At 41.2% G+C, this 20,784-nt stretch carries 19 protein-coding genes and 1 other annotated feature; of the genes, 17 read left to right on the plus strand and 2 right to left on the minus strand.

The window, feature by feature from the left end:
- Positions 1 to 508 precede the first annotated feature (508 nt).
- The 16 genes from ACRCJ0_RS02750 to ACRCJ0_RS02825 all read left to right on the plus strand — a co-directional run bounded on the left by ACRCJ0_RS02750 (position 509) and on the right by ACRCJ0_RS02825 (position 17,625).
- Positions 509 to 2,494, plus strand: a complete 1,986-nt coding sequence (locus tag ACRCJ0_RS02750; RefSeq protein WP_431389426.1) for a beta-glucoside-specific PTS transporter subunit IIABC — start codon at positions 509 to 511, stop codon at positions 2,492 to 2,494.
- An 18-nt stretch (positions 2,495 to 2,512) separates the two neighbouring features.
- The gene (locus ACRCJ0_RS02755; protein WP_431389427.1) at positions 2,513 to 3,952 is read left to right on the plus strand and encodes a 6-phospho-beta-glucosidase; all 1,440 of its coding nucleotides are present in this window, start codon (positions 2,513 to 2,515) and stop codon (positions 3,950 to 3,952) included.
- A 382-nt stretch (positions 3,953 to 4,334) separates the two neighbouring features.
- Positions 4,335 to 5,753 (plus strand): glycoside hydrolase family 1 protein, encoded by a 1,419-nt coding sequence (locus ACRCJ0_RS02760; RefSeq protein WP_431389428.1) that lies wholly within the window; start codon positions 4,335 to 4,337, stop codon positions 5,751 to 5,753.
- A gap of 249 nt (positions 5,754 to 6,002) precedes the next feature.
- Complete coding sequence (locus tag ACRCJ0_RS02765; RefSeq protein ID WP_431389429.1) at positions 6,003 to 6,341, plus strand: hypothetical protein; 339 nt, start codon at positions 6,003 to 6,005, stop codon at positions 6,339 to 6,341.
- A gap of 186 nt (positions 6,342 to 6,527) precedes the next feature.
- Positions 6,528 to 7,913 carry a L,D-transpeptidase family protein gene (locus ACRCJ0_RS02770; protein WP_431389430.1) on the plus strand — a complete coding sequence of 462 codons (1,386 nt, stop codon included), beginning with the start codon at positions 6,528 to 6,530 and terminating at the stop codon, positions 7,911 to 7,913.
- Between the two features lie 227 nt (positions 7,914 to 8,140).
- On the plus strand, positions 8,141 to 8,887 hold the full coding sequence (locus ACRCJ0_RS02775) for a methionine ABC transporter ATP-binding protein (protein WP_431389431.1): 747 nt from the start codon (positions 8,141 to 8,143) through the stop codon (positions 8,885 to 8,887).
- Entirely contained in the window at positions 8,880 to 9,563 is a 684-nt protein-coding gene (locus tag ACRCJ0_RS02780) for a methionine ABC transporter permease (protein ID WP_431389432.1), read from the plus strand. Before ACRCJ0_RS02775 ends, ACRCJ0_RS02780 begins: the two co-directional genes overlap by 8 nt.
- Before the next feature lie 110 nt (positions 9,564 to 9,673).
- Positions 9,674 to 10,525, plus strand: a complete 852-nt coding sequence (locus tag ACRCJ0_RS02785) for a MetQ/NlpA family ABC transporter substrate-binding protein (protein WP_431389433.1) — start codon at positions 9,674 to 9,676, stop codon at positions 10,523 to 10,525.
- Between the two features lie 765 nt (positions 10,526 to 11,290).
- Positions 11,291 to 11,528, plus strand: a binding site (T-box leader).
- Between the two features lie 100 nt (positions 11,529 to 11,628).
- Complete coding sequence (locus ACRCJ0_RS02790) at positions 11,629 to 12,195, plus strand: NAD(P)H-dependent oxidoreductase (RefSeq protein WP_149256141.1); 567 nt, start codon at positions 11,629 to 11,631, stop codon at positions 12,193 to 12,195.
- Positions 12,177 to 12,737 (plus strand): GNAT family N-acetyltransferase, encoded by a 561-nt coding sequence (locus ACRCJ0_RS02795; RefSeq protein WP_026465482.1) that lies wholly within the window; start codon positions 12,177 to 12,179, stop codon positions 12,735 to 12,737. Before ACRCJ0_RS02790 ends, ACRCJ0_RS02795 begins: the two co-directional genes overlap by 19 nt.
- A gap of 83 nt (positions 12,738 to 12,820) precedes the next feature.
- The gene (locus ACRCJ0_RS02800; protein WP_026465481.1) at positions 12,821 to 13,600 is read left to right on the plus strand and encodes an amino acid ABC transporter permease; all 780 of its coding nucleotides are present in this window, start codon (positions 12,821 to 12,823) and stop codon (positions 13,598 to 13,600) included.
- Positions 13,600 to 14,433, plus strand: coding sequence for a transporter substrate-binding domain-containing protein (locus ACRCJ0_RS02805; RefSeq protein WP_431389434.1), 834 nt, complete (start codon positions 13,600 to 13,602; stop codon positions 14,431 to 14,433). Before ACRCJ0_RS02800 ends, ACRCJ0_RS02805 begins: the two co-directional genes overlap by 1 nt.
- 25 nt (positions 14,434 to 14,458) lie before the next feature.
- A complete protein-coding gene (locus ACRCJ0_RS02810; RefSeq protein WP_431389435.1) occupies positions 14,459 to 15,298 on the plus strand; it encodes a transporter substrate-binding domain-containing protein in 840 nt (279 codons plus the stop codon).
- Between the two features lie 24 nt (positions 15,299 to 15,322).
- Entirely contained in the window at positions 15,323 to 16,153 is an 831-nt protein-coding gene (locus ACRCJ0_RS02815; protein ID WP_149358409.1) for a transporter substrate-binding domain-containing protein, read from the plus strand.
- 18 nt (positions 16,154 to 16,171) lie between these two features.
- Positions 16,172 to 16,885 carry an ABC transporter permease subunit gene (locus tag ACRCJ0_RS02820; protein WP_431389436.1) on the plus strand — a complete coding sequence of 238 codons (714 nt, stop codon included), beginning with the start codon at positions 16,172 to 16,174 and terminating at the stop codon, positions 16,883 to 16,885.
- On the plus strand, positions 16,882 to 17,625 hold the full coding sequence (locus ACRCJ0_RS02825) for an amino acid ABC transporter ATP-binding protein (protein ID WP_431389437.1): 744 nt from the start codon (positions 16,882 to 16,884) through the stop codon (positions 17,623 to 17,625). The genes ACRCJ0_RS02820 and ACRCJ0_RS02825 overlap by 4 nt, the downstream gene beginning before the upstream one ends.
- A 363-nt stretch (positions 17,626 to 17,988) precedes the next feature.
- Here ACRCJ0_RS02825 and ald read toward each other — a convergent pair whose 3' ends face one another.
- Together ald and ACRCJ0_RS02835 are read right to left on the minus strand one after the other, a co-directional pair.
- A complete protein-coding gene (ald, locus tag ACRCJ0_RS02830; protein ID WP_431389438.1) occupies positions 17,989 to 19,101 on the minus strand; it encodes an alanine dehydrogenase in 1,113 nt (370 codons plus the stop codon).
- 77 nt (positions 19,102 to 19,178) lie between these two features.
- The gene (locus tag ACRCJ0_RS02835; RefSeq protein WP_431389439.1) at positions 19,179 to 20,291 is read right to left on the minus strand and encodes a YkvI family membrane protein; all 1,113 of its coding nucleotides are present in this window, start codon (positions 20,289 to 20,291) and stop codon (positions 19,179 to 19,181) included.
- Positions 20,292 to 20,523: 232 nt separating this feature from the next.
- Here ACRCJ0_RS02835 and ACRCJ0_RS02840 point away from each other — a divergent pair.
- A partial coding sequence (locus ACRCJ0_RS02840) for a tRNA (cytidine(34)-2'-O)-methyltransferase (RefSeq protein WP_431389440.1) occupies positions 20,524 to 20,784 on the plus strand: 261 nt, incomplete at its 3' end.

Genomic DNA, 20,784 nt, shown 5'->3' on the forward strand with positions numbered 1-20,784 from the left:
GTTGAATTTCACAAGACCATCCACTGAGGATATTGAAAAAGGGATTGAAGTCATCAAAGAAGCCCTGATAGTAGCAAAAAAATAATGAATTACTACCTACCAGCTAAGGGGATAAACTTTGGCAGCATTAAAGCGATTTACCAACACCAATTTAAAGAAAAATACCTTAACCATTTAGGGTCTAGTGAATGATGTTAGTCTGGAAGCGCCAATTTTTTTTAGAGACCTTATCACCTGTCAATAAGCAGGCTATGATCACTTTTGTATGCCACCGAGCATCTAATTTCCGCAAAAAGGATTGCCTTTTTCAAAAAACCGTGATAAACTAAAAACAGTATTAAGCGCTTACATTAAAATAACATACATTCCACTACGGATTGTTACTGGTCAGCAGGCAAAACCTAAATGGAAACATAGTAGAGAGGGAGACTCTTTCTTTTTGGCTATGTTTTTGTTTGGGTTTTTTTATACGAAAAAAGCTATAAAAGAAAGAAAAGAGGGTTTAGAAATGGCAATAAAAGATTACAAAGCTCTTGCAAACGACATTGTAAAAAATGTCGGTGGTGAAGAGAATGTCGGTGGGTTACGGCATTGTGTAACCCGGTTACGGTTCAATTTAAAGGATGAATCAAAGGCGAATACCGATACCATCAAAGGTTTGGATGGGGTCGTAACAGTCATGAAAGCATCCGGCCAATACCAAGTAGTCATTGGGAATGAAGTAGCAGATGTTTATGGCGCTATCGTAGACACCACTAACCTTGGCGGAGACGAAGCGAGTGGAAGCAGCAACAGTGAACCTGAAGACGATGACCGTAAACTTGTGGACAAAGCCATCGACTTCATCTCTGGTGTATTCCAACCCTTCTTGATGCCTCTTGCAGCAACAGGGATGATCAAGGGTATCGTAGCCATTTTAGGTACATTTGGCTTAAACACGACCAACAGTGGTTTATATTTACTGCTTCAAGTAGCTGGGGACGGATTCTTCCAGTATCTACCAGTTATGGTTGCCTTAACGACGGCTAGAAAATTGAAGATGAATGTCTTTACGGCATTAGCCATCGCAGTAGCTTTCCTCCATCCGGCCCTATCAACTTCAATGACCAACGACGTTTTATACACCTTATTTGAAGGGACACCCTTTGCTTCAGATATTTATTCAACCGTCTTTGGCTTGCCAGTCATTTTACCGTCAAATGGCTACTTCTCAGCAATCATTCCAATCATTGTTGCGGTATGGTTAGGGTCTCGTCTTGAAAAATGGTTCAAGCAACGCATTCCTACTACAGTGAATTCATTCTTAACACCATTCTTCACGATTATTATCGCGGTACCAATCGCCTTGATGGTTGTTGGACCAGTCGCCACATGGGCAGCCAGCCTAATCGGCGTATTCTTCACTTGGTTACAAGGGGTATCACCATTAGTCTTCGGTGCTTTACTAGCCGCATCTTGGCAGTTATTAGTGATCTTCGGTTTACACTGGGGTATAATCCCAATCAGCTACTTACTACTTGCTGAAACTGGTTTAAACCCACTTGGGCCGCTAATGCAAATTTCAACATTCGGTATCCTTGGGGTTCTATTAGCTATGTTGATTAAGGGTAATGAGAAGAAACTAAGAGATATCGCCATTCCTGGTGCGATTTCGACCTTATTCGGGGTGACTGAGCCAGTTATCTATGGGATTATGATTCCACTGAGACGTCCATTCATCTATGCCATTATCGCCAACATCTTTGCCGGTGCTTATGCAGGTGCCATGGATACCTTGGCTTACCGTACTGGTGGTTTAGGCATTTTCAGTTTAATGAACATGATCGACAACGAAGGGAACTTAGGTGCTAACTTCTGGAACGTGGCCATTTCTTATGCCATCGCCGTTGTCATTGGTTTTATCCTACAAATGATCTTCCCAGTGAACCGTTTAGAAGAAGAGCTACCAGCAGAAGTATTAGCGGCAAGTGACGCTTCGGGAAATGAATCATCAGCATCTCAATCTGTGGTTTCTGACGCTGAAATGGCAGCTTCTGCCAAGGAAGAAATTATCGCTAGCCCCTTAGTGGGTAACATTTTGCCATTAAGTGCGGTCGCTGACGAAGTATTCGCCAGTGGTGCTTTAGGCAAAGGGGTTGCTATTCAACCAAGCGAGGGGAAAGTCCTAGCACCAGCCAATGGAACAGTTTCTGTACTATTTCCAACGGGACACGCAGTCGGGATTACGACGGATACTGGGGTTGAATTGTTGATTCATATTGGCTTGGATACGGTGAATCTTGACGGTCGAGGTTATACAAGTCATGTGGAAAAAGGGCAAAAAGTTTCAGCTGGGGATTTACTGGTCGAGTTTGATATCGCTACCATCAATGAAGCTGGTTATGATACCATTACTCCTGTAATAGTGACCAATACGGATAACTTTACGGATGTATTAACTACGACTGAGCCGGTTGTCGCTCGAAATGATTATTTATTTACTATTGTTAAGTAAGAGAAAAGGAGTATGAATATGTCTAGAAAATTACCTGATGGATTCTTATGGGGTGGCGCTACAGCCGCAAATCAATTAGAAGGTGGCTACCTTGAAGGGGGCAAGGGGTTAACAAGTGTTGACTTAATTCCTCACGGCGCACAACGCTACTCGATTACAGCTGGTGAAGTGCATTATTCGGAGGTAACTGAAGGTTCACATTTCCCTTCTCATGAAGCGATTGACTTCTACCACCACTTCAAAGAAGATATCGCCTTGTTTGCTGAAATGGGGATGAAATCTTATCGTTTCTCAATGGCTTGGTCACGTATCTTCCCAACTGGTTTTGAATCAGAACCCAATGAAGAAGGATTGAAATTCTACGAAGACGTGATTGATGAATTGTTGAAATACGGCATTGAACCTGTTGTAACAATCAACCACTTCGATGTACCCAAAACATTGATTGATGAATTGGGTTCTTGGCGTGACCGTCAGATGGTTGACCTATTCGTTAACTACGCGACAGCTTTATTCAATCGCTACAAGGGTAAAGTAAAATACTGGATTTCTTTCAATGAAATCAACATGTTACTACATTTACCATTTATGGGTGCAGGCATTTACCTTGGCGACTTAAACGAAGCAGAACGTACCCAAGTCTTATACAAAGCAGCCCACCATGAATTATTAGCGAGTGCTAAAATTACCAAAGTCCTTCGTGAAATCGATCCGGAAGCCAAAATGGGTTCAATGTTGGCAGCTGGTGAGTACTATCCATACTCATCAAACCCAGAAGACGTTTGGGCAGCTAACTTAAGCAACCGCGATAACTACTTCTTTATCGACGTACAAGCGGGCGGTGAGTACCCTGAATGGGCGAAAATCATGTTTGAAGACGAAGGTATTGATATTGGAATCACTGAGGAAGATGAAGCCATTTTACGTGAAAATACTGTAGACTATATCACTTTCTCTTACTACTCAAGTCGTGTATCTAAGGGCCAAATCGCTGAAGATGATATTGTCACAGGTAATGCCTTCTCAGGTGTAAAAAACCCATACTTAGAAGAATCTGAATGGGGTTGGGCCATTGATCCACTAGGGTTACGTACAACAATGAACGCCCTTTGGGACCGTTACCGCAAACCATTATTCATCGTGGAAAATGGGCTAGGTGCGATCGACACAGTTGAAGAAGATGGGGCAATCAATGACGACTACCGGATTGAATACCTTAAAGCGCATATCAATAGCTTCATGGATGCTGTTGAAGAAGATGGTGTACCATTATGGGGTTACACACCATGGGGAATCATCGACTTAGTATCAGCTGGTACAGGTGAAATGTCTAAACGTTACGGTTTAATCTACGTTGACCGCCAAGACGACGGGACTGGTGACTTACACCGTTCTAAGAAAAAATCGTTTGACTGGTATAAAGAAGTTATCGAATCAAATGGACAAGCAGCCCGTTAATTATCCAAGTTATATTTGAATTTCCAAGCCACTCTTTTTATTTAAAGGTGGCTTTTTTATTTTAGAAAACAAAATGGTCATAGCAAGGGACAAAAATATATAAATCGCTCACATTAAAACTTAGTAAGATTATAAATAAGGAGGGGGCCTTTCCAGTAGAACGACGCAATATCGTCATGAAACAGCTCTTGCTGCCCTCTCCAAAAAGCATCAATGTGATGGATTTGTATGAACCGTTTTATCTCGGCGAAAACTCCAACGTTATTTGTACGGGCATAATCATTTAAAATGGTGATTATTTTACGAGAAAGCGTTTTAATGGTATAGTTAGGATGTAAATAAATTGAACTATACAAGAATATGGAATGGAGCGAATTGTAGAATGAGTCAATATAGATTTCCAGATGGTTTCTTATGGGGCGGGGCTGCCGCGGCCAATCAATTTGAAGGTGCTTTTGATGTAGATGGTAAAGGTTTGTCTGTTCAAGACGTTACACCAAATGGTGGGATGGGTGAGATTACTGATGGCCCGACAGAAGATAACTTGAAGTTAGTGGGTATTGACTTCTATAACCGTTATAAAGAAGATGTGGCCTTATTCGCTGAAATGGGCTTTAAAGTTTTTCGTACATCTATTGCTTGGTCTCGTATTTTTCCAAACGGAGATGACGCAGAACCAAACGAGGCTGGACTACAATTCTATGATGACTTGTTCGACGAGCTCCATAAATATGGGATTGAACCTTTGGTGACTTTGTCTCATTATGAAACCCCATTAAACTTAACCAAACAATACAACGGTTGGACCAACCGTAAATTGATTGGTTTCTTTGAGAAATATGCCACAACTGTATTTACGCGTTATAAAGACAAGGTCAAATACTGGTTAACTTTCAATGAAGTGAACTCTGTTTTACATGCGCCATTCATGTCTGGTGGGATCGATACACCACCAGAAGAATTGTCGAAACAAGACTTATACCAAGCTGTTCACCATGAATTAGTGGCCTCTGCATCAGTAACGAAAATCGCCCACGAAATCAACCCAGACTTCCAAGTGGGTTGTATGGTGCTTGCCATGCCGACTTACCCGATTACACCAAATCCGGATGACGTGATGGCTGCCCACTTGGCTGAAAACCAAAACTACTTATTCTCAGATATCCATGCACGCGGGGAATACCCAGCATATATTAACCGTTATTTTGCGGAAAATAGTATCGAGATCCAATTCGCTGACGGGGATAAAGAGTTATTGAAAGAAAATACAGTGGACTTCATTTCCTTCTCTTACTACATGTCGATTGCTGAAGCGGCTGACCACAGCCAATATGAAGCTGGTGAAGGGAACATTATGGGGGGGATTCCAAACCCATACCTAGAAGCATCAGAATGGGGATGGCAAGTGGACCCTGTTGGTTTGCGTTTAGTCTTAAACCAATTCTATGACCGCTACCAATTACCATTATTCATTGTAGAAAATGGATTAGGCGCCAAAGATGTATTAGTTGATGCACCAAACGGTGAGAAAACAGTGGAAGATGACTACCGGATCAAATACATGAACGACCACTTAGCCCAAGTTGGTGAAGCCTTATTAGATGGGGTAGACATCATGGGTTACACAAGTTGGGGTTGTATCGACTTGGTTTCAGCATCAACTGCCCAAATGTCTAAACGGTATGGTTTTATCTATGTTGACCGTAACGACGATGGTAGTGGTACGCTAGACCGTTACAAGAAGAAATCATTTAGTTGGTACAAAGATGTGATTGCAACAAATGGTGGCAACTTAAACTAATCACTAGATTAAGGCTGGGTAGTCGTGGAAAACGGCTATCCGGTTTTTTATTTGGCTGTCATTATTCAAAAAGAAATTTTTTAATTGACGTTAGTGTAAGAAATGCGGGTGTTTTCTGGGAAAGATTTTAAAAGACCAGGTTCCAAGTAAATTAGACTTTCTTTCTATTAAAGTTATATAATGCAGTCAATCGCACAAGACTGAATTGTTAAAAAACTGTAAAGTAGGGCAAGGTTTGGGAGGCAAACGATGAACAAACATGATGTAAACCGTAAAGGGACTAGGGACGACCATTTATTTCGAAATGTCTATAAAATTGAAATCAGTGGCTTACATGGGAATAACTACGACGAGTTAGACGACAATAATTTGAAGATCAGTATTAAAAGTATCCTATTGAAGGTTGTGGTATCTCTGCTTGTGGGTGTCATTACTTTCTTTATTTTTAAAGAAGATATGTGGTCTACAGATACCAAGGTGGCTTCCTTGGCTAGCATCTACTTTATTGTGACAACGCTGGTTGTGAGCTATTTAGGCACAGTCTTAGTGGATCTATTATTCGGTCGGAAAAAGAAAAGCAAGAAATAAGCTGACTGAGTGATTGACTAATTTTTTTATAGTCAAAGGGGTGGCTATGTTGCCGATGAGGGGCTTGTCAATCGGGGCTGATTTTTAAAAATATGATAAAGTGATTAATATTACAGAAATGTTACAAGAAATAAGGTACAATAGGTTAAAGCTTTAAAAGAGTCAATTGGGAAGGGAGATAATTGAATGAAGAAAGTTTCGATGTGGGTATTGGGGGCAGTCTTAGCATTATTAATAGTGGGCTACGGTGTAGGTGTGTATTATTATCAATCACATTTCTTACCGGCGACGACTGTTTCTAATGTAAATGTCAGTGGGATGACAAAGTCTGACGCGGAAGCTACAGTAGCCAAGGCCAACAATGAACGTACCATGAAAATTACAGACCAAGGTCAAGAAGTGGCTACGATGAATTTACAAGAAGCCGGCTTTCAACCAGCAGAAAATGAAGCTTTTGATGACATTTTAAATCAACAATCGACCTTCACGTGGCCAGTTGAATTTGTCAGCAATGCTTTAAAATCTGCGGATGCCAACGAAAGTAATGAGTGGACGGTTGACCGTGAGGCATTCAAGTCTTACTTTGACCATTTAGACATTGATCAAGATGGCGCAACACCATCAACAAGTGCACAAGTGGTTATCAATGATGAGACAAAGACGGTAGAAGTGGTGCCTGAAACACAGGGAAATCAAGTCACGTCAGATTCATTGGCGGATGCCGTTTTGGCAAAGGTAAAAGCAGGAACAAGTGAGCTAGATTTAGCGGATGCTTACGTGAAACCAGAAGTGACTAGCGATTCAGAGGCTATCCAAACGGCTAAAGCTGAGTTGGAGGGCATCTTATCAGCAAGTATCGGCATACAAATCGAAGATGAAGTTGTGAATATTCCAAGCGAAATGCTAGCGGCATGGGTAAGTACGGATGATCAAGGAAAAGTCCAAGTGGATGAAGAGGCGATCGACCAATACTTATACGAGTGGAATGTGGAAAATGCCGGGCTGAACCAAGACCACCAATTTCAATCTACTGAATCAGGCGAAGTGACGATTACACCAGGTATTTACGGTTGGTACATCGAGCGCGAAATGACTACGCAATTGGTTGCGGAGGCAGTCCTTGCGGGTGAGGATACAGTGATTCAACCAAATATCTGGGGTGGTGGTTATAACCAAGATGACTTCTTCGGTACTTCTTATATAGAAGTAGACTTAAGCAAGCAAAAGATGTTCGTCTATATTGATGGCGAACAAAAAATTGCTACTGATATCGTGAGCGGGAATACCGGTACTGACACGGTTCCAGGTGCCTATGAGATTTGGAATATGGAAAATCCATCAGTATTGAAGGGGTATAACCCAAGAACAGAAAAAGATTATGCGGTACCCGTAGACTACTGGATGGCCTTTGACTTTACGGGCCAAGGAATCCATGACGCCGACTGGCAATCAAGCTTTGGTGGCGACGCCTATCAACAAAATGGGTCTTTAGGTTGTATTAATACACCACCACAAACAATGGCTAAAGTATATGAATTAGCTTATGTAGGATTACCAGTAATTGTGTTCTAAAACCTTTTTTGGAAAAAGGAAACCTTTCTTAGACTAGGATAAATGAATTGAAAACTAGCATATGTATTTTTAATGGTCGAGGACTTAGTTTCTCGGCCTTTTTTGCTATCTGTATGAATAGTTATATAACAGAGTGCTCGTTAAAATGTAACAGTAAAATGGGCTAGACACCAACGTAAAATGTTGTTAATATGGTACACATGATATAGAAGAAGGTGACGAGATATATGATAGAATTTAAGCAAGTGGCCAAAGAATTCATCAATGGTAGTAACCGCATACAAGCGTTAAACCAAGTAAGCTTAAATATTCAATATCGAGAAATATTTGGCTTAGTTGGTGAAAGTGGGGCTGGCAAATCGACTTTGTTGCGGTTTATCAATGCCCTAGAAAAGCCCAGCTCTGGACAAGTTCTAGTAGATGATGTCCTAGTCAATGACTTAACTGGGAAAGACTTGCGGGCATTTCGAAAAGACATCAGTATGGTCTTTCAACAATTTAACCTATTAAACAATAAAACAGTGGGCGAAAATGTTGCCTTACCCTTAAGTTTGCACAAGTACGATGATCCCTTAACCGTGGATGAGGTCTTGGCTTTTGTGGGTTTAGCAGATAAAAAAGACCACTACCCAAGTCAATTATCAGGTGGTCAAAAACAACGAGTGGGGATTGCTCGAGCCTTAATTACCCGCCCGAAAATCTTGTTGGCCGATGAACCGACATCATCCTTGGATACCCGAACTACAGGCGAGATTGTGAAAGTATTAAAAGCTGCCCATAAAGCCTATCCTATGACCATGATTGTGGTGACCCACGAGCTTGAAGTCATTAAGGCATTATGCCAACGGGCTGCCATTTTAGAAAAAGGACAAGTCAGTCAAGTAGTAACAGTTAAGCCAGGTATCCAGGCTGCTTCAGACGGAAACCAGTCTTACGCTGACCATGTATTGGAGGTGCTTGAAGGCAATGAATAACCTACAAGAATATGGCCAACGGTTGATCGAATTTCTACCCTATATCATTGAAAGTCTTGGTGAAACAGGGATTATGATGAGTTTTGCCATGCTGGCAGCAATTATTTTAGGCCTACCTCTAGGAACAATTTTATTCTTAACCGATCAGGACAATCCAAGAGAAAATAAGCTGGTCTATCAGGTCTTATCCTTTATCATCAACACTATCCGGTCATTCCCATTTTTACTATTGGTTGTCTCTATGCAACCTCTGATTCGAGCGACTTACGGCCGAGCGACAGGGGACCCAGTGGCGGCATCCTTTCCAATGATGGTGATTGCCATCGCACTATATGCCCGCTTTGTTGAGCAGTCTTTACTGGACGTTGACCGCGGTGTTCTTGAAACGGCCGATGCTTTAGGGGCCAACACTTGGCAATTGGTGACCAAGTTCCTCTTCGTTGAAGCCAAATCGTCCTTAATTATTGGCTATACGACGGCATTTGTGTCCTTCATTTCCTATTCGACCATTATGGGGGTTGTCGGCGGAGGGGGTATTGGTGACTTCGCCATTCGCTATGGCTACCAGCGTTATGAAACCGACATGATGTACACGGCTATCGTTTTGATTATTGTGATCGTACAGGTTTGTCAGTGGTTAGGACTTAAACTAGCTAAGAAAGTCGACCACCGTTAAGTTAGTGGTTGTTGAGGCATAACTCATTGGAAAATAGCTTTATTTTCCTTAAGTTAGCGCCAGCTTAAAATAAGGTAATCTTTTTACAAAAAAATTTGGAGGTAAGACGTATGAAGAAAGGTTTATTGTTTACAGGGGTATTATCAGCAGGTTTGGTGCTTGCGGCATGTGGGAACGGGAGTGAAAGCGCTGAGTCAACGGCGACCGAATCAGTAGCGTCAAGTGAAGATACAGTAATCAAAGTGGCGTCTCATACGACACCAATGACTGATATCGTGGAATTGGCTGCTAAAGTGGTAGAAGAACCATACACAATTGAATTGGTAGAAGTGTCCGATAATATTCAATACAACGAAGCGGTTTTAAATGATGAAGCAGATGCCTCATTTGCCCAACATGAGCCGTTCATGGAAGTTTTCAATGAAGAACGTAACGGTGACTTAGTAGCTATTCAACCGATTTACAATGCTGTCGTTGGTTTCTATGCACCAGAATATGAAAGTATTGAGGATATTGAAGATGGCGCAGAAGTGGCTATTCCAAGTGATATGACCAATGAAGCGCGTGCTTTACATATTTTAGACGCTCAAGGTTTGATTGACGTACCGGATGAAACTTTTGTAACAGTTGATGATATTACGGAAAATGACAAAAACCTAAACTTTACCCATGTCGACTTGTTGAATTTAAATGCTTCGTATCAAGATGGTGTGGACTTAGTCTTTAACTACCCAACTTATATTTCAGAAATTGATTTAACACCGGAAGAGGCGTTATTCCTTGAAGAAGATGATTCTAACCGTTTTGCCTTACAAATCGTAACTCGTGAAGGCAATGCAGATTCAGAAAAAATACAAGCATTGAAAGCAGCCTTTACCTCACAAGAAGTCTATGACTATTTAGATGAACTAGCTGCAAGTGGTCACTTAGAACCAGCCTTCGAAAATCCATCTGCAGAATAATGTGAATTAGTAATTAAAAAATTAAGGAAGCATTCGGTTTACACTTTACCTATCATAGCTCTAAAAAGTAGTACAACCGGAATTAGCCTAGGTCTAATTCCTTGGCTGATTACTCATTCTGTAAGGAGTAAATTCCTAACAGAAATGTTGTATATCAGACCATCCATCTTCACTGCTAAGGCATGCTAGGTAAGGTCAGTCTGAAACTCTTTCTAGTATAGATTAATAGGCTAACTTAATAAGTAAAAGCTATTAATGGCACGTTACATATTATTGTTCAAGGCATTCTTCAATTATGAGAAACAAATATTTTGTAACATAGGCGTGATCATCAATTGGTCATGTCTTTTTTTAGGTCATTTTTTGATAGGTGCTTACTATTGATCGCTTATTGAGGTCAAATGATAACCGGAAAAGTTTATCAAGTTTTTTGTCCAAAGTCTGACAAATACTGATATTAGGGTGTTTTTTAATGAATAAGATTTGCTTAAAAGGTACATGGAATACAATTATTGTATTTTATGTGCCCTTTTTTGATCGCTATTTTTGCCACTTCTATATCAGTGATGATAGCGGTTAACGATTAAAAGAAGATGATAATCAGATGAAAACCTAAGAGGGATAAAGGGTTTTGTCCTTTTTTCAAAAAAAGGCGATCAGACGAAAGTGAATTCATTGATTGTTTTTCCTAGGCAGTAATATTGATGCAGATGCATGAGATTTGTTAAATTTACTGCAAGCAAAAGTTGCAAATCTTTTTTATAACCAATTGCTTTGATGAGTAGAGTAGTTATGCAGGTAATCGACAGCGAGTCTGAATTTGGTGAAATCAGATGTTTACCGGTAATGAAAATGAGCTCTGAGCATCTAGTCAGTGAAAGCTGGTTAGACGGGTGGGACCGTTATTTCTTTCAGTATGTAAGGTATTTACTGGATAAGAGATTGCTCGCGAGGGCAATTTGAATAAGGGTGGCACCGCGATCGTTAACCAATCGCCCCTTCTTAATAGACAGGGTTGTTTATTAGGGAGGGATTTTTGTTTTAAAAAAATGTCTAGATGTATGAAATCAATGAAAGCAATCATCAAAGAAAGAGGGAAAGATATGACAAAAGTAACTTTAATTGTAGGCGCAAATTCATTATCTTCACGACTGAATGGTCTGGTGGCCTATGCCCAGCAGGTGTTATTCGAATATAAGATTCAAACGCAGGTGATTCAAGTCCATATGTTACCAGCTGAAGCTTTGATGACGGCGGACTATACGGATAAGACGCTTCAAGCGGTCAACCAACAGGTATTGAATTCAGATGGGGTTTTGGTATTTACGCCAATCTTTCAAGGAAGCTACTCAGGGATTTTAAAGGCATATCTTGATGTATTGCCGCCAAAGGCGCTGCAGGACAAGGTGGTTTATGGCTTGGGATTAGGTGGATCAAAACACCACTTGTTGGCCCTACAGTATGCTTTGGAGCCTGTCTTGAAAGAACTGGGTACAGAAGAATTGTTACAGTCAACCTTTGCGACGCAAGACCAAGTTGTGAAAGATGGTAGAGATTTTATTATCGAAGACAGTGTAACCAATCGAATAGATGAACAACTTTATAGATTTACCAGCCGTATCGGCCATGAGGTTATTAAGGAGGAAGCAAGATGGGAAAAGATCGTATAAGAATTGCTACTAAAGAGGACGCACCAGCATATTTAGCTCTTATTCAAGAGTCATTCCAAGAGGTGAAGGATTTAGGTATTGATTGGCCGTCAACAAACGCTACGTTAGAATCGGTCACTGAAAATATTGAAACGGGGATTGCTTTAGTCTTAGAGCGGGATGACCAGTTAATTTCAACCATCACGATTCGACAACCCTGGGAAAATAACAGCCCCATTTCACATTATCCTTTCTTGTGGTGGTTTGCGACCGCGAACGAATTTAAGGGACAAGGGATCGGGAAGAAATTCCTGAAACAAGTGGAAGAGGAATTCTTGGTGAAAACCTTAAAAGCACCAGCCTATGTCTTAGGAACTTCTGGTAAGAGACATCCATGGTTACTGGATATGTATTTGAGAAATGGCTACCAAGTCTTAGGCACAAGAGAAGATTCGAATGATATCGGGGTTTCCTTGTATAAGGTCTTGATTCCCGAACGGTTTGATGAAAGCGTCCTTCGGGTTGAAGCACCTTATTATGAGTACCAAGATTTGACCATTTAATGATTTGAAATTTTAGTGAATGAAATGATAGTGATGGCTGAATAGCCGACTAAACAGTTCCAACAAATAGGAGGAAAAAACTCATGTCAGAATTTTTTAAATGGGAATATGTTGTATCCTTTTTCCCGAAAATATTATCCGCACTCCCTACGACACTAGCCATTGTGGCAGTTGCCACTGCAGTCGGAATGGTACTCGGCTTGGCCATTGCTTTTGTGAGAATTGAAAAAGTGCCAGTCTTGTCACAAATTAGTCAGGTGTTCGTGTCTTTCATCAGAGGTACGCCAATTCTAGTGCAATTGTTCTTAATTTATTACGGGCTACCGATTGTCTTTACGGCTTTAGCCAATATCGAAAAGATTGACTATGTTTACATTACATACGGTTTGAGTACGGCGGCCTTTTTCTCAGAAATCTTCCGGTCAGCGATTTCAAGTGTCGCAACCGACCAAAAAGAAGCGGCAGCCTCTGTTGGCTTGACCAAACTGCAAACCTACCGCCGAATCATTTTGCCACAAGCAGTACGAATCGCCATTCCTGCTACAGGAACCATGATCGTTAGCCTATTACAAGACACGTCACTGGCCTTCTCACTAGGAGTTATCGATGTGATTGGGAAGGTACGGGCCCTAGCAGCCTTAACGTATCGGTCGCTTGAAGGGTATTTCGTGGCAGCCATCATCTTCATCGTCTTATCTATCGTCTTGGAGCGGGTATTTGCTTGGTTAACCAAACGATTCCAATTCCAATCGAAAGCGAAAACAGAAGTGGCACAAGCTGGACTTGATCCAGAGATTTTAATTAAAAATGATGAACTATTTAATACATATACACTTAAAAGTGGAAAAGGGGAGACCTACTAATGAAGAAAAAACCAACTTTTTTACGATGGGGATTATTAACTTTTGCAGCAACAGCAGTCCTTGCAGCTTGCGGGTCAGCTGAAGCAACGGATGAAAACGCAGCAGCATCCTCTAATCCAGATGCAGAGACAGTTGTCGTTGGGACAGGGAATGGCTACCAACCATTTGTTTACTTAGATGAAAATGGTGAATTAACAGGATATGATGTGGCTGTCCTTGATGCGATTGACGAAAAATTAGACGACTACAGTTTTGAATATGAGTCATCTGATTTCAAGAATATCTTGACCTCATTGTCAGCTGGGAAGATTGATTTAGCGGCCCACCAATATGAATACAATGATGAACGAGCGGAGAAATACCTGTACGGGGAAGTGGGCTATACCGACTATACCCTATATATTGTCAACATTGCAGGTGACGAGCATTATGCAACTTTAGATGACCTACAAGGTAAGAAAGTATTCGCTTCACCAGGATCTAACGTGGCTTACTTATTGGAACAATATAACAGTGAACATGAAAATGCAGATGAACAAATCTCCATTATTTATAACGAAGGTGCCAATGAAATCTTTATTTCAGGTTTACAAAACGGGACCGCTGATGCAGGAATCTTAACTAAATACGACACCAACAAATACAATGAACAATTCGACGCCAACTTAGAAATTGCCTCTGAACCGATTTCGGTATCAAAAACCTACTTCTTGTATGACAAGGCTGATGAAGAGCTGAAAGAGGCTGTTGACGGTGCCTTACAAGAGTTGATTGATGACGGGACTTTGGCAGAATTATCGGTTGAATACTTAGGTGACGATTACACCAAATAGAAATGGAAAAGGTGGACAGCACAATATGCAGAAAATTTTTGGCAATAAAATTAAAAAACGGTTTGTGTTAACGGGTATTGCCTCAGCCTTATTACTTGGGGCTTGCGGGAATGCGGATGCTTCAGAAGACGACCAAGAAACGGCGACCAATCCGGATGCAGAAACGATTGTTGTTGGGACTGGGAATGCCTACCAACCCTTTGTTTACTTAGATGAAAATGGCGAATTAGATGGTTATGACGTGGCCGTTTTGAAGGCCGTCGATGAAAAATTAGACCAATATAACTTTGAATACGAGTCGTCAGACTTCAAGAATATCTTGACTTCCCTACAAGCTGGGAAAGTTGATTTAGCGGCCCACCAATACCAATTCAATGATGAACGAGCGGAAAAATACCTCTTTGGTGAAGTTGGCTATAACAATATCACCTTACATATTATTTCGATTGAAGGTGAGGGCGAATACAACAGTTTAGACGACCTACAAGGGAAAAATGTGATCGCCTCACCAGGAGCTAACGAAGCCCATGTCGTTGAAGAATACAATAGCGAACACGGAAAAGATGAACAAATCAACATCGTCTATAACGAAGGTGGTAGTGAAATCTTTATCTCCAGCCTACAAAACGGTACGGCTGATGCAGGAATCCTGAAAGAATATGACGGTAACAAATACAACGAACAATTCGATGCCAACTTGGCCATCTCAGAAGAACCAGTTAGTGGTTCAAAAGCCAATTTCTTATATAGAAAAGGCGATGAAGAATTACAGCAAGCCGTTGATGGCGCTGTCCAAGAGTTGATTGATGAAGGAACTTTAGCAGAATTATCCATCGAATATTTAGGCGATGATTATACACAATAAAAGTGAGAAAGTGGGATTTAGAATATGAAGAAAATGATACAAGGAAGATTCAAAAAACAGTTTATATTTACGGGTATTGCCTCAGCCTTTTTACTAGCAGCTTGCGGATCAGCTGAAGCAACTGATGAAGAAGCCACAGCTAATCCAGATGCAGAAACCATTATTGTGGGAACAGGAAATGCTTACCAACCCTTTGTTTACCTAGATGAAAATGAAGACTTACAAGGTTATGATATTGAAGTCTTGCGGGCAGTGGACGAAAAGTTAGACCAATACGACTTTGAATATGAGTCTATGGACTTCAAAAATATCCTAACCTCACTTTCAGCCGACAAGGTCCAACTTGCAGCCCACAACTACGCTTATAACGACGAGCGCGGGGCCAAATACCTATACGGGGAAGAAGCCTACAACAATTACGCCCACCATATCGCAGCCGATGAATCTACCGGTCAAGTTTACCAATCTTTAGATGACCTTAAAGGCAAAAAGGTATTTGCATCCCCAGCTAGCGAGGTAGCCAATATTTTAGAGACCTATAACGCTGAAAATGACGATGCTATAGAAATTGTCTACAGTGAAGTGAATGGTGAATTATTGGTCTCTGGTCTACAAAATGGAACAGCAGACGCAGCCATTTTGACAAAATTTGACGTTGATAAATACAACGAACAATTCGATATCAACCTACAAGCCTCAGATGAAGCCCTAAAAACTGCTGGTATCTACTACGTCTTCCAACAAGGTGATGAAGAATTACAAACAGCCGTAGACGGGGCTATCAAAGAATTACGAGAAGAAGGGACCTTATCAGATCTTTCCATTGAAATCCTTGGCGCTGACTACACCGAATAAAGAAAGGAGGGCGCCACAATGCCCATCGATTTTACAGCAATAGCAGAAGCCTTTAAAGCAGCCGTTCCATTTATCCCAGTCACCTTACGCTTGGCCTTCATTCCCTTATTCATCGGGATGATCTTTGGCCTACTCATCGCACTGGCACGTTTCTTCCAAGTGCCCGTCTTAAGCAAATTTCTCGCTGCTTTAATTACCATTGGAAAAGGGGTACCAATTGTTCTAAGTTTAATGGTTGCTTACCTACTTTTCTCAGACTTGTTCGATCAAGTAGCCACTAGCTTAAGCTTGCCGATACGTTTTTCAGATATCAACCGTGAATACATTGGCATTTTTGTCCTTAGTTTCACGGCAACCATTTCCCTTTCGGAGATTTTTCGTGGTGCCTTATCTGCCATTCCAAAAGACCAATGGGATGCAGCGGCATCCATTGGTTTAACCCAATTTCAAACCATTGCCCGGGTCATTTTCCCACAAATGATCCCCATCGCATTACCCATGATTTGTAGTCAATTAATCGTCTTAATCAAGGCATCTTCATTGGTATCCTTGGTCTCAGTGGTCGATGTCTTGAACGGGGCTTTAATTACAGCGACAACAAGCTATACCTTCCTAGAATCTTATATCGCAGCAGCCGTTATTTATTGGGCGCTATCGATTACAGTGGAACAAGTATCGCAATTATTTGAACGCAACTACACCAGAAAATTTGTGAAAGGAAGTGCTCTATGATACAAGTTGAAAACATCCACAAAAAATTTGATCAAAATGAAATCCTTAAAGGGATCGATTTAACCATTAACCAAGGGGAGGTGGTCGTAATTATTGGCCCATCTGGTTCAGGGAAGACCACCTTCCTTCGCTGCCTAAACTTTTTAGAGCGTGCGGATGAAGGGTATCTGAAAATTGGTGACCAACAAGTAAACTTTGAAAAAGTTTCTAAGAAAGAAATTCTAGATATTCGTAAGAAAACGGCTATGGTTTTCCAACAATATGCACTATTTTCAAACCGGACGGCTTTAGAAAATGTCATTGAAGGTTTAGTGATTGCTCGTAAAGTGCCTAAGAAAGAAGCGACAGAAAAAGGGCGTGACCTCTTAGCTAAGGTTGGCTTGGAAGGGAAAGAGGACCACTATCCACATGAACTTTCAGGTGGGCAACAACAACGGGTGGGGATAGCGCGTGCTTTAGCCCTGAACCCAGAAGTTATTCTATTTGATGAACCAACATCGGCCTTAGACCCAGAATTAGTAGGGGAAACCCTGGAAGTCATTAAAGATGTAGCCCAAAGCGGGTCTACTTTAGTCATTGTGACCCATGAAATGCAATTTGCTTATGAAGTTGCGGATAGAGTCATCTTTATGGAAAATGGCGTCATTGTTGAACAAGGGACACCTGAAGACGTATTTGATCACACTCAAGAAGAAAGAACGCAAAACTTCCTGAAAAGAACTGCTGTATTTGCACGTTAGACTTTTGATAAACAGTTTGTAATGTCTAATGTGCATGCTAAAAATATCTTCCTTTTATATAGAAGTATTTGCAATTGATTGTGCTAGTTCTTTGTGTTCAACGACTATGTTCCGTCTTGAATAAGCAGGGGCAATTTTAAAAATGAACATCTGAAACGTAAGATTGCTTTCAACGCTATGTCACACGTGTGATGCTGATATCTTGCCTAACTGTTTAATAATGGTCAAAAGCGTTTTGTGATACATATCTATCTTACAAGAAGTGTTAATAGGATTTGCAAGCTTAATCAAATTTATCGATAACAAAAAAACCGCTATTCTTTTAAGAAATGGCGGTTTTTTGTTGCTGATAACAGCTTTAATTTATTTGTTTAGTAGGTCTTGGATTGGTGTGTAGTCAAGGTTTTGTGATTCGGCTACGCCTTCGTGGGTCAGGTGACCTTGGTAGGTGTTGATGCCTGTTAGAATAGTTTCGCTGTTTTTGGCAGCTGCCTCTACACCTTGGTTAATGATTTGGTTGGCAAATTTCATTGTGGCGTTTGTTAAGGCCAATGTTGAGGTACGTGGTACTGCACCCGGGATATTGGCTACTGTGTAGTGGGTTACCCCATGTTTTACATAGACTGGGTCTTGGTGGGTTGTTGGGTGGGTGGTTTCAAAGTTACCACCTTGGTCAACGGCGATATCTACCAATACTGATCCAGCTTTCATGGTCTGAACCATTTCTTCGGACACGAGTACTGGCGCACGACGACCAGTGACTAATACAGATCCAACGACAACATCCGCGTCTTTGAGGACTTGACGGATATTTTCTTCGTTGGACATTAGGGTAGTAACTTTGCCATTTAAGATGTCTTCTAGTTGGGCAAGGCGACCAGTATTGACATCTAAAATCGTTACGCGAGCGCCCATGCCAACAGCTACTTTGGCTGCGTTGTAACCAACGGTACCACCACCAATGACAACGATGTGACCGGATGCAACACCTGGTACACCTGAAAGTAAGATTCCAGAACCGCCGTTTTGTTTTTCCAGATAATGGGCACCAATTTGGATAGCCATTCGTCCAGCAACTTCAGACATAGGTGTTAGTAGGGGCAGGCTGCCATTTTCCACCATGGTTTCGTAGGCGATAGCCGTCACTTTATGGGCTAACAGGGCGTCAGTTAGTTCAAGTTCTGGTGCTAAATGGAAGTAGGCAAACAGAATCAAGCCTTCGTGGAAGTAGTCGTATTCAGACGCTAGCGGTTCTTTGACTTTGATAACCATCTCGCTGGCCCAAATTGTTGCTGGTTGATTTTCAATGCGCGCGCCAGCTGCAGCATATTCACTGTCTGTAAAGCCCGCGCCGTCACCAGCACCCGCTTCAACCAATACTTCGTGACCATTATTGACCAAAGTTCGTACATTACCAGGCGTTAAACCAACGCGGTCCTCTTGCGCCTTAATCTCTCTTGGTATACCAATCTGCATGTAAACATCCTTCTTTCTATTTAATGTTCGTATCAAGAACATTATACCACGAAAAGAACAATTCCCAAATTTACCTATTATTTGGCCAATAGTCTAGTTAAAGCCCGCCAAATCATCATCAATAAGAAGATAATCCCGAAATAGCCTGCCACCACATAGACGACATTAACAAGTTGGTCAAAAGGTAGAAACAAGCCGATGGCAGTTGCGATGAAACCTAAAACGGCCGCGGCCACTTTATTACAAGTCGTTCCATCAATCGTAACTGACGCTGCAACATTCCACAACATGGACACAACCGTCGAGTAAATCGCCAATAGGATGATCACGATGAAGGCATAGCCAAGCCATGGATGAAGTTGGTTAGCGATGGTTAAAGTCGGTACTTGTGCACCCGCAATCAATGAGAATGCCCCCATAAAAGCCATGTACAAGATGAAAATTCCTAGGGCATAGATCCCAGATGAGAAAAGAGCTGCTGCCCTCGTTTCTGTCTGGTTATTGGCTTGAACACCAATTTGAGCAATAAAACCAGCGTTCAACATAATGATCAAGCCCACATAGTTTAAAGCGGACACCAACCAATTTCCTGAGGCAGCTTGAATAGTGCCTGAAGCTACAGCATTTTGGACCATAACAGAAGCTTGATCAAGGTCACCGTTATTGGTGAATAAACTAAGTAAACCTAAAACAATGGCAAAACCGGCAATCGTCGGGCCAATATTTCCTAAAATCCTGGTGATTTTGTCCATACCCAACATCACGGTTAAGGCGGAAGCAATATACATGAAACCAGATCCTATATATACGGGGCCACCAAATTGTTGTTGGATAGTGGCACCCGCGCCGGCAACCATTACGGCATAGGTTAAAAATAGGGTGATTAAGGCGATGTATTTATATAAGCCACCGATTGTATCACCGGCAAATACTTTGAAGACGTCATTTGGACTATTAAGGTTTTCTTTACTGGCTAAACCTGCTTTAAAGAAGGCATCGCTTGAAAAGCCTACTGTTAGGAAGGTGACGATGACTCCTAAAATACCTGTCCATTCGTGGGCTACAAAGTATTGCATAATTTCTTGGCCGGTCGCAAAACCTGAACCGATTAAGGTCGCAGTCATGGCGCCAGCCATCACAAAGACTACCCCCCAATTGGTCGTACTAGTGTGTTTTTTATTGTCTTTCATAGTCAATCCTTTCAAACCGATTTAGATGAAATTGCATATAATGGCGATGATTTTTCTTTTTTCCTAATGAATATCATAACAAAATTTGCTGTTGGTGTAGATACAAAGCCAATAAAGACAATCACTGGAAGGGGCCGAATATCTTTCAAATATGATATAATCAATGGTGAAAGAAGCCATTTGGTTTCGTATACGAAACGAAAACAGTATTTATATAGAAAGAAGCGACAGAATGACTAACCATATTGTATTATTTGAACCAGAAATTCCAGCAAATACAGGAAATATTGCTCGTACCTGTGCAGCGACTGATACCCACTTACATTTGATTGAGCCTTTAGGATTTAAAACAGATGACAAGCATTTAAAACGTGCTGGGTTGGACTATTGGAATGCTGTAGATATTACTTACCATGCGAATCTAGACGCCTTCATGGCATATCTAGGCGACAAGCAATTATACTTAGTAACAAAATTTGCTAACCATGTGTAT

Source organism: Aerococcus sp. L_32 (assembly GCF_050689315.1).

Coding starts and splice junctions, on each gene's coding strand:
- ACRCJ0_RS02750 (WP_431389426.1), top strand. CDS start 509: ATGGCAATAAAAGATTACAAAGCTCTTGCAAACGACATTGTAAAAAAT.
- ACRCJ0_RS02755 (WP_431389427.1), top strand. CDS start 2,513: ATGTCTAGAAAATTACCTGATGGATTCTTATGGGGTGGCGCTACAGCC.
- ACRCJ0_RS02760 (WP_431389428.1), top strand. CDS start 4,335: ATGAGTCAATATAGATTTCCAGATGGTTTCTTATGGGGCGGGGCTGCC.
- ACRCJ0_RS02765 (WP_431389429.1), top strand. CDS start 6,003: ATGAACAAACATGATGTAAACCGTAAAGGGACTAGGGACGACCATTTA.
- ACRCJ0_RS02770 (WP_431389430.1), top strand. CDS start 6,528: ATGAAGAAAGTTTCGATGTGGGTATTGGGGGCAGTCTTAGCATTATTA.
- ACRCJ0_RS02775 (WP_431389431.1), top strand. CDS start 8,141: ATGATAGAATTTAAGCAAGTGGCCAAAGAATTCATCAATGGTAGTAAC.
- ACRCJ0_RS02780 (WP_431389432.1), top strand. CDS start 8,880: ATGAATAACCTACAAGAATATGGCCAACGGTTGATCGAATTTCTACCC.
- ACRCJ0_RS02785 (WP_431389433.1), top strand. CDS start 9,674: ATGAAGAAAGGTTTATTGTTTACAGGGGTATTATCAGCAGGTTTGGTG.
- ACRCJ0_RS02790 (WP_149256141.1), top strand. CDS start 11,629: ATGACAAAAGTAACTTTAATTGTAGGCGCAAATTCATTATCTTCACGA.
- ACRCJ0_RS02795 (WP_026465482.1), top strand. CDS start 12,177: ATGGGAAAAGATCGTATAAGAATTGCTACTAAAGAGGACGCACCAGCA.
- ACRCJ0_RS02800 (WP_026465481.1), top strand. CDS start 12,821: ATGTCAGAATTTTTTAAATGGGAATATGTTGTATCCTTTTTCCCGAAA.
- ACRCJ0_RS02805 (WP_431389434.1), top strand. CDS start 13,600: ATGAAGAAAAAACCAACTTTTTTACGATGGGGATTATTAACTTTTGCA.
- ACRCJ0_RS02810 (WP_431389435.1), top strand. CDS start 14,459: ATGCAGAAAATTTTTGGCAATAAAATTAAAAAACGGTTTGTGTTAACG.
- ACRCJ0_RS02815 (WP_149358409.1), top strand. CDS start 15,323: ATGAAGAAAATGATACAAGGAAGATTCAAAAAACAGTTTATATTTACG.
- ACRCJ0_RS02820 (WP_431389436.1), top strand. CDS start 16,172: ATGCCCATCGATTTTACAGCAATAGCAGAAGCCTTTAAAGCAGCCGTT.
- ACRCJ0_RS02825 (WP_431389437.1), top strand. CDS start 16,882: ATGATACAAGTTGAAAACATCCACAAAAAATTTGATCAAAATGAAATC.
- ald (WP_431389438.1), bottom strand. CDS start 19,101: ATGCAGATTGGTATACCAAGAGAGATTAAGGCGCAAGAGGACCGCGTT.
- ACRCJ0_RS02835 (WP_431389439.1), bottom strand. CDS start 20,291: ATGAAAGACAATAAAAAACACACTAGTACGACCAATTGGGGGGTAGTC.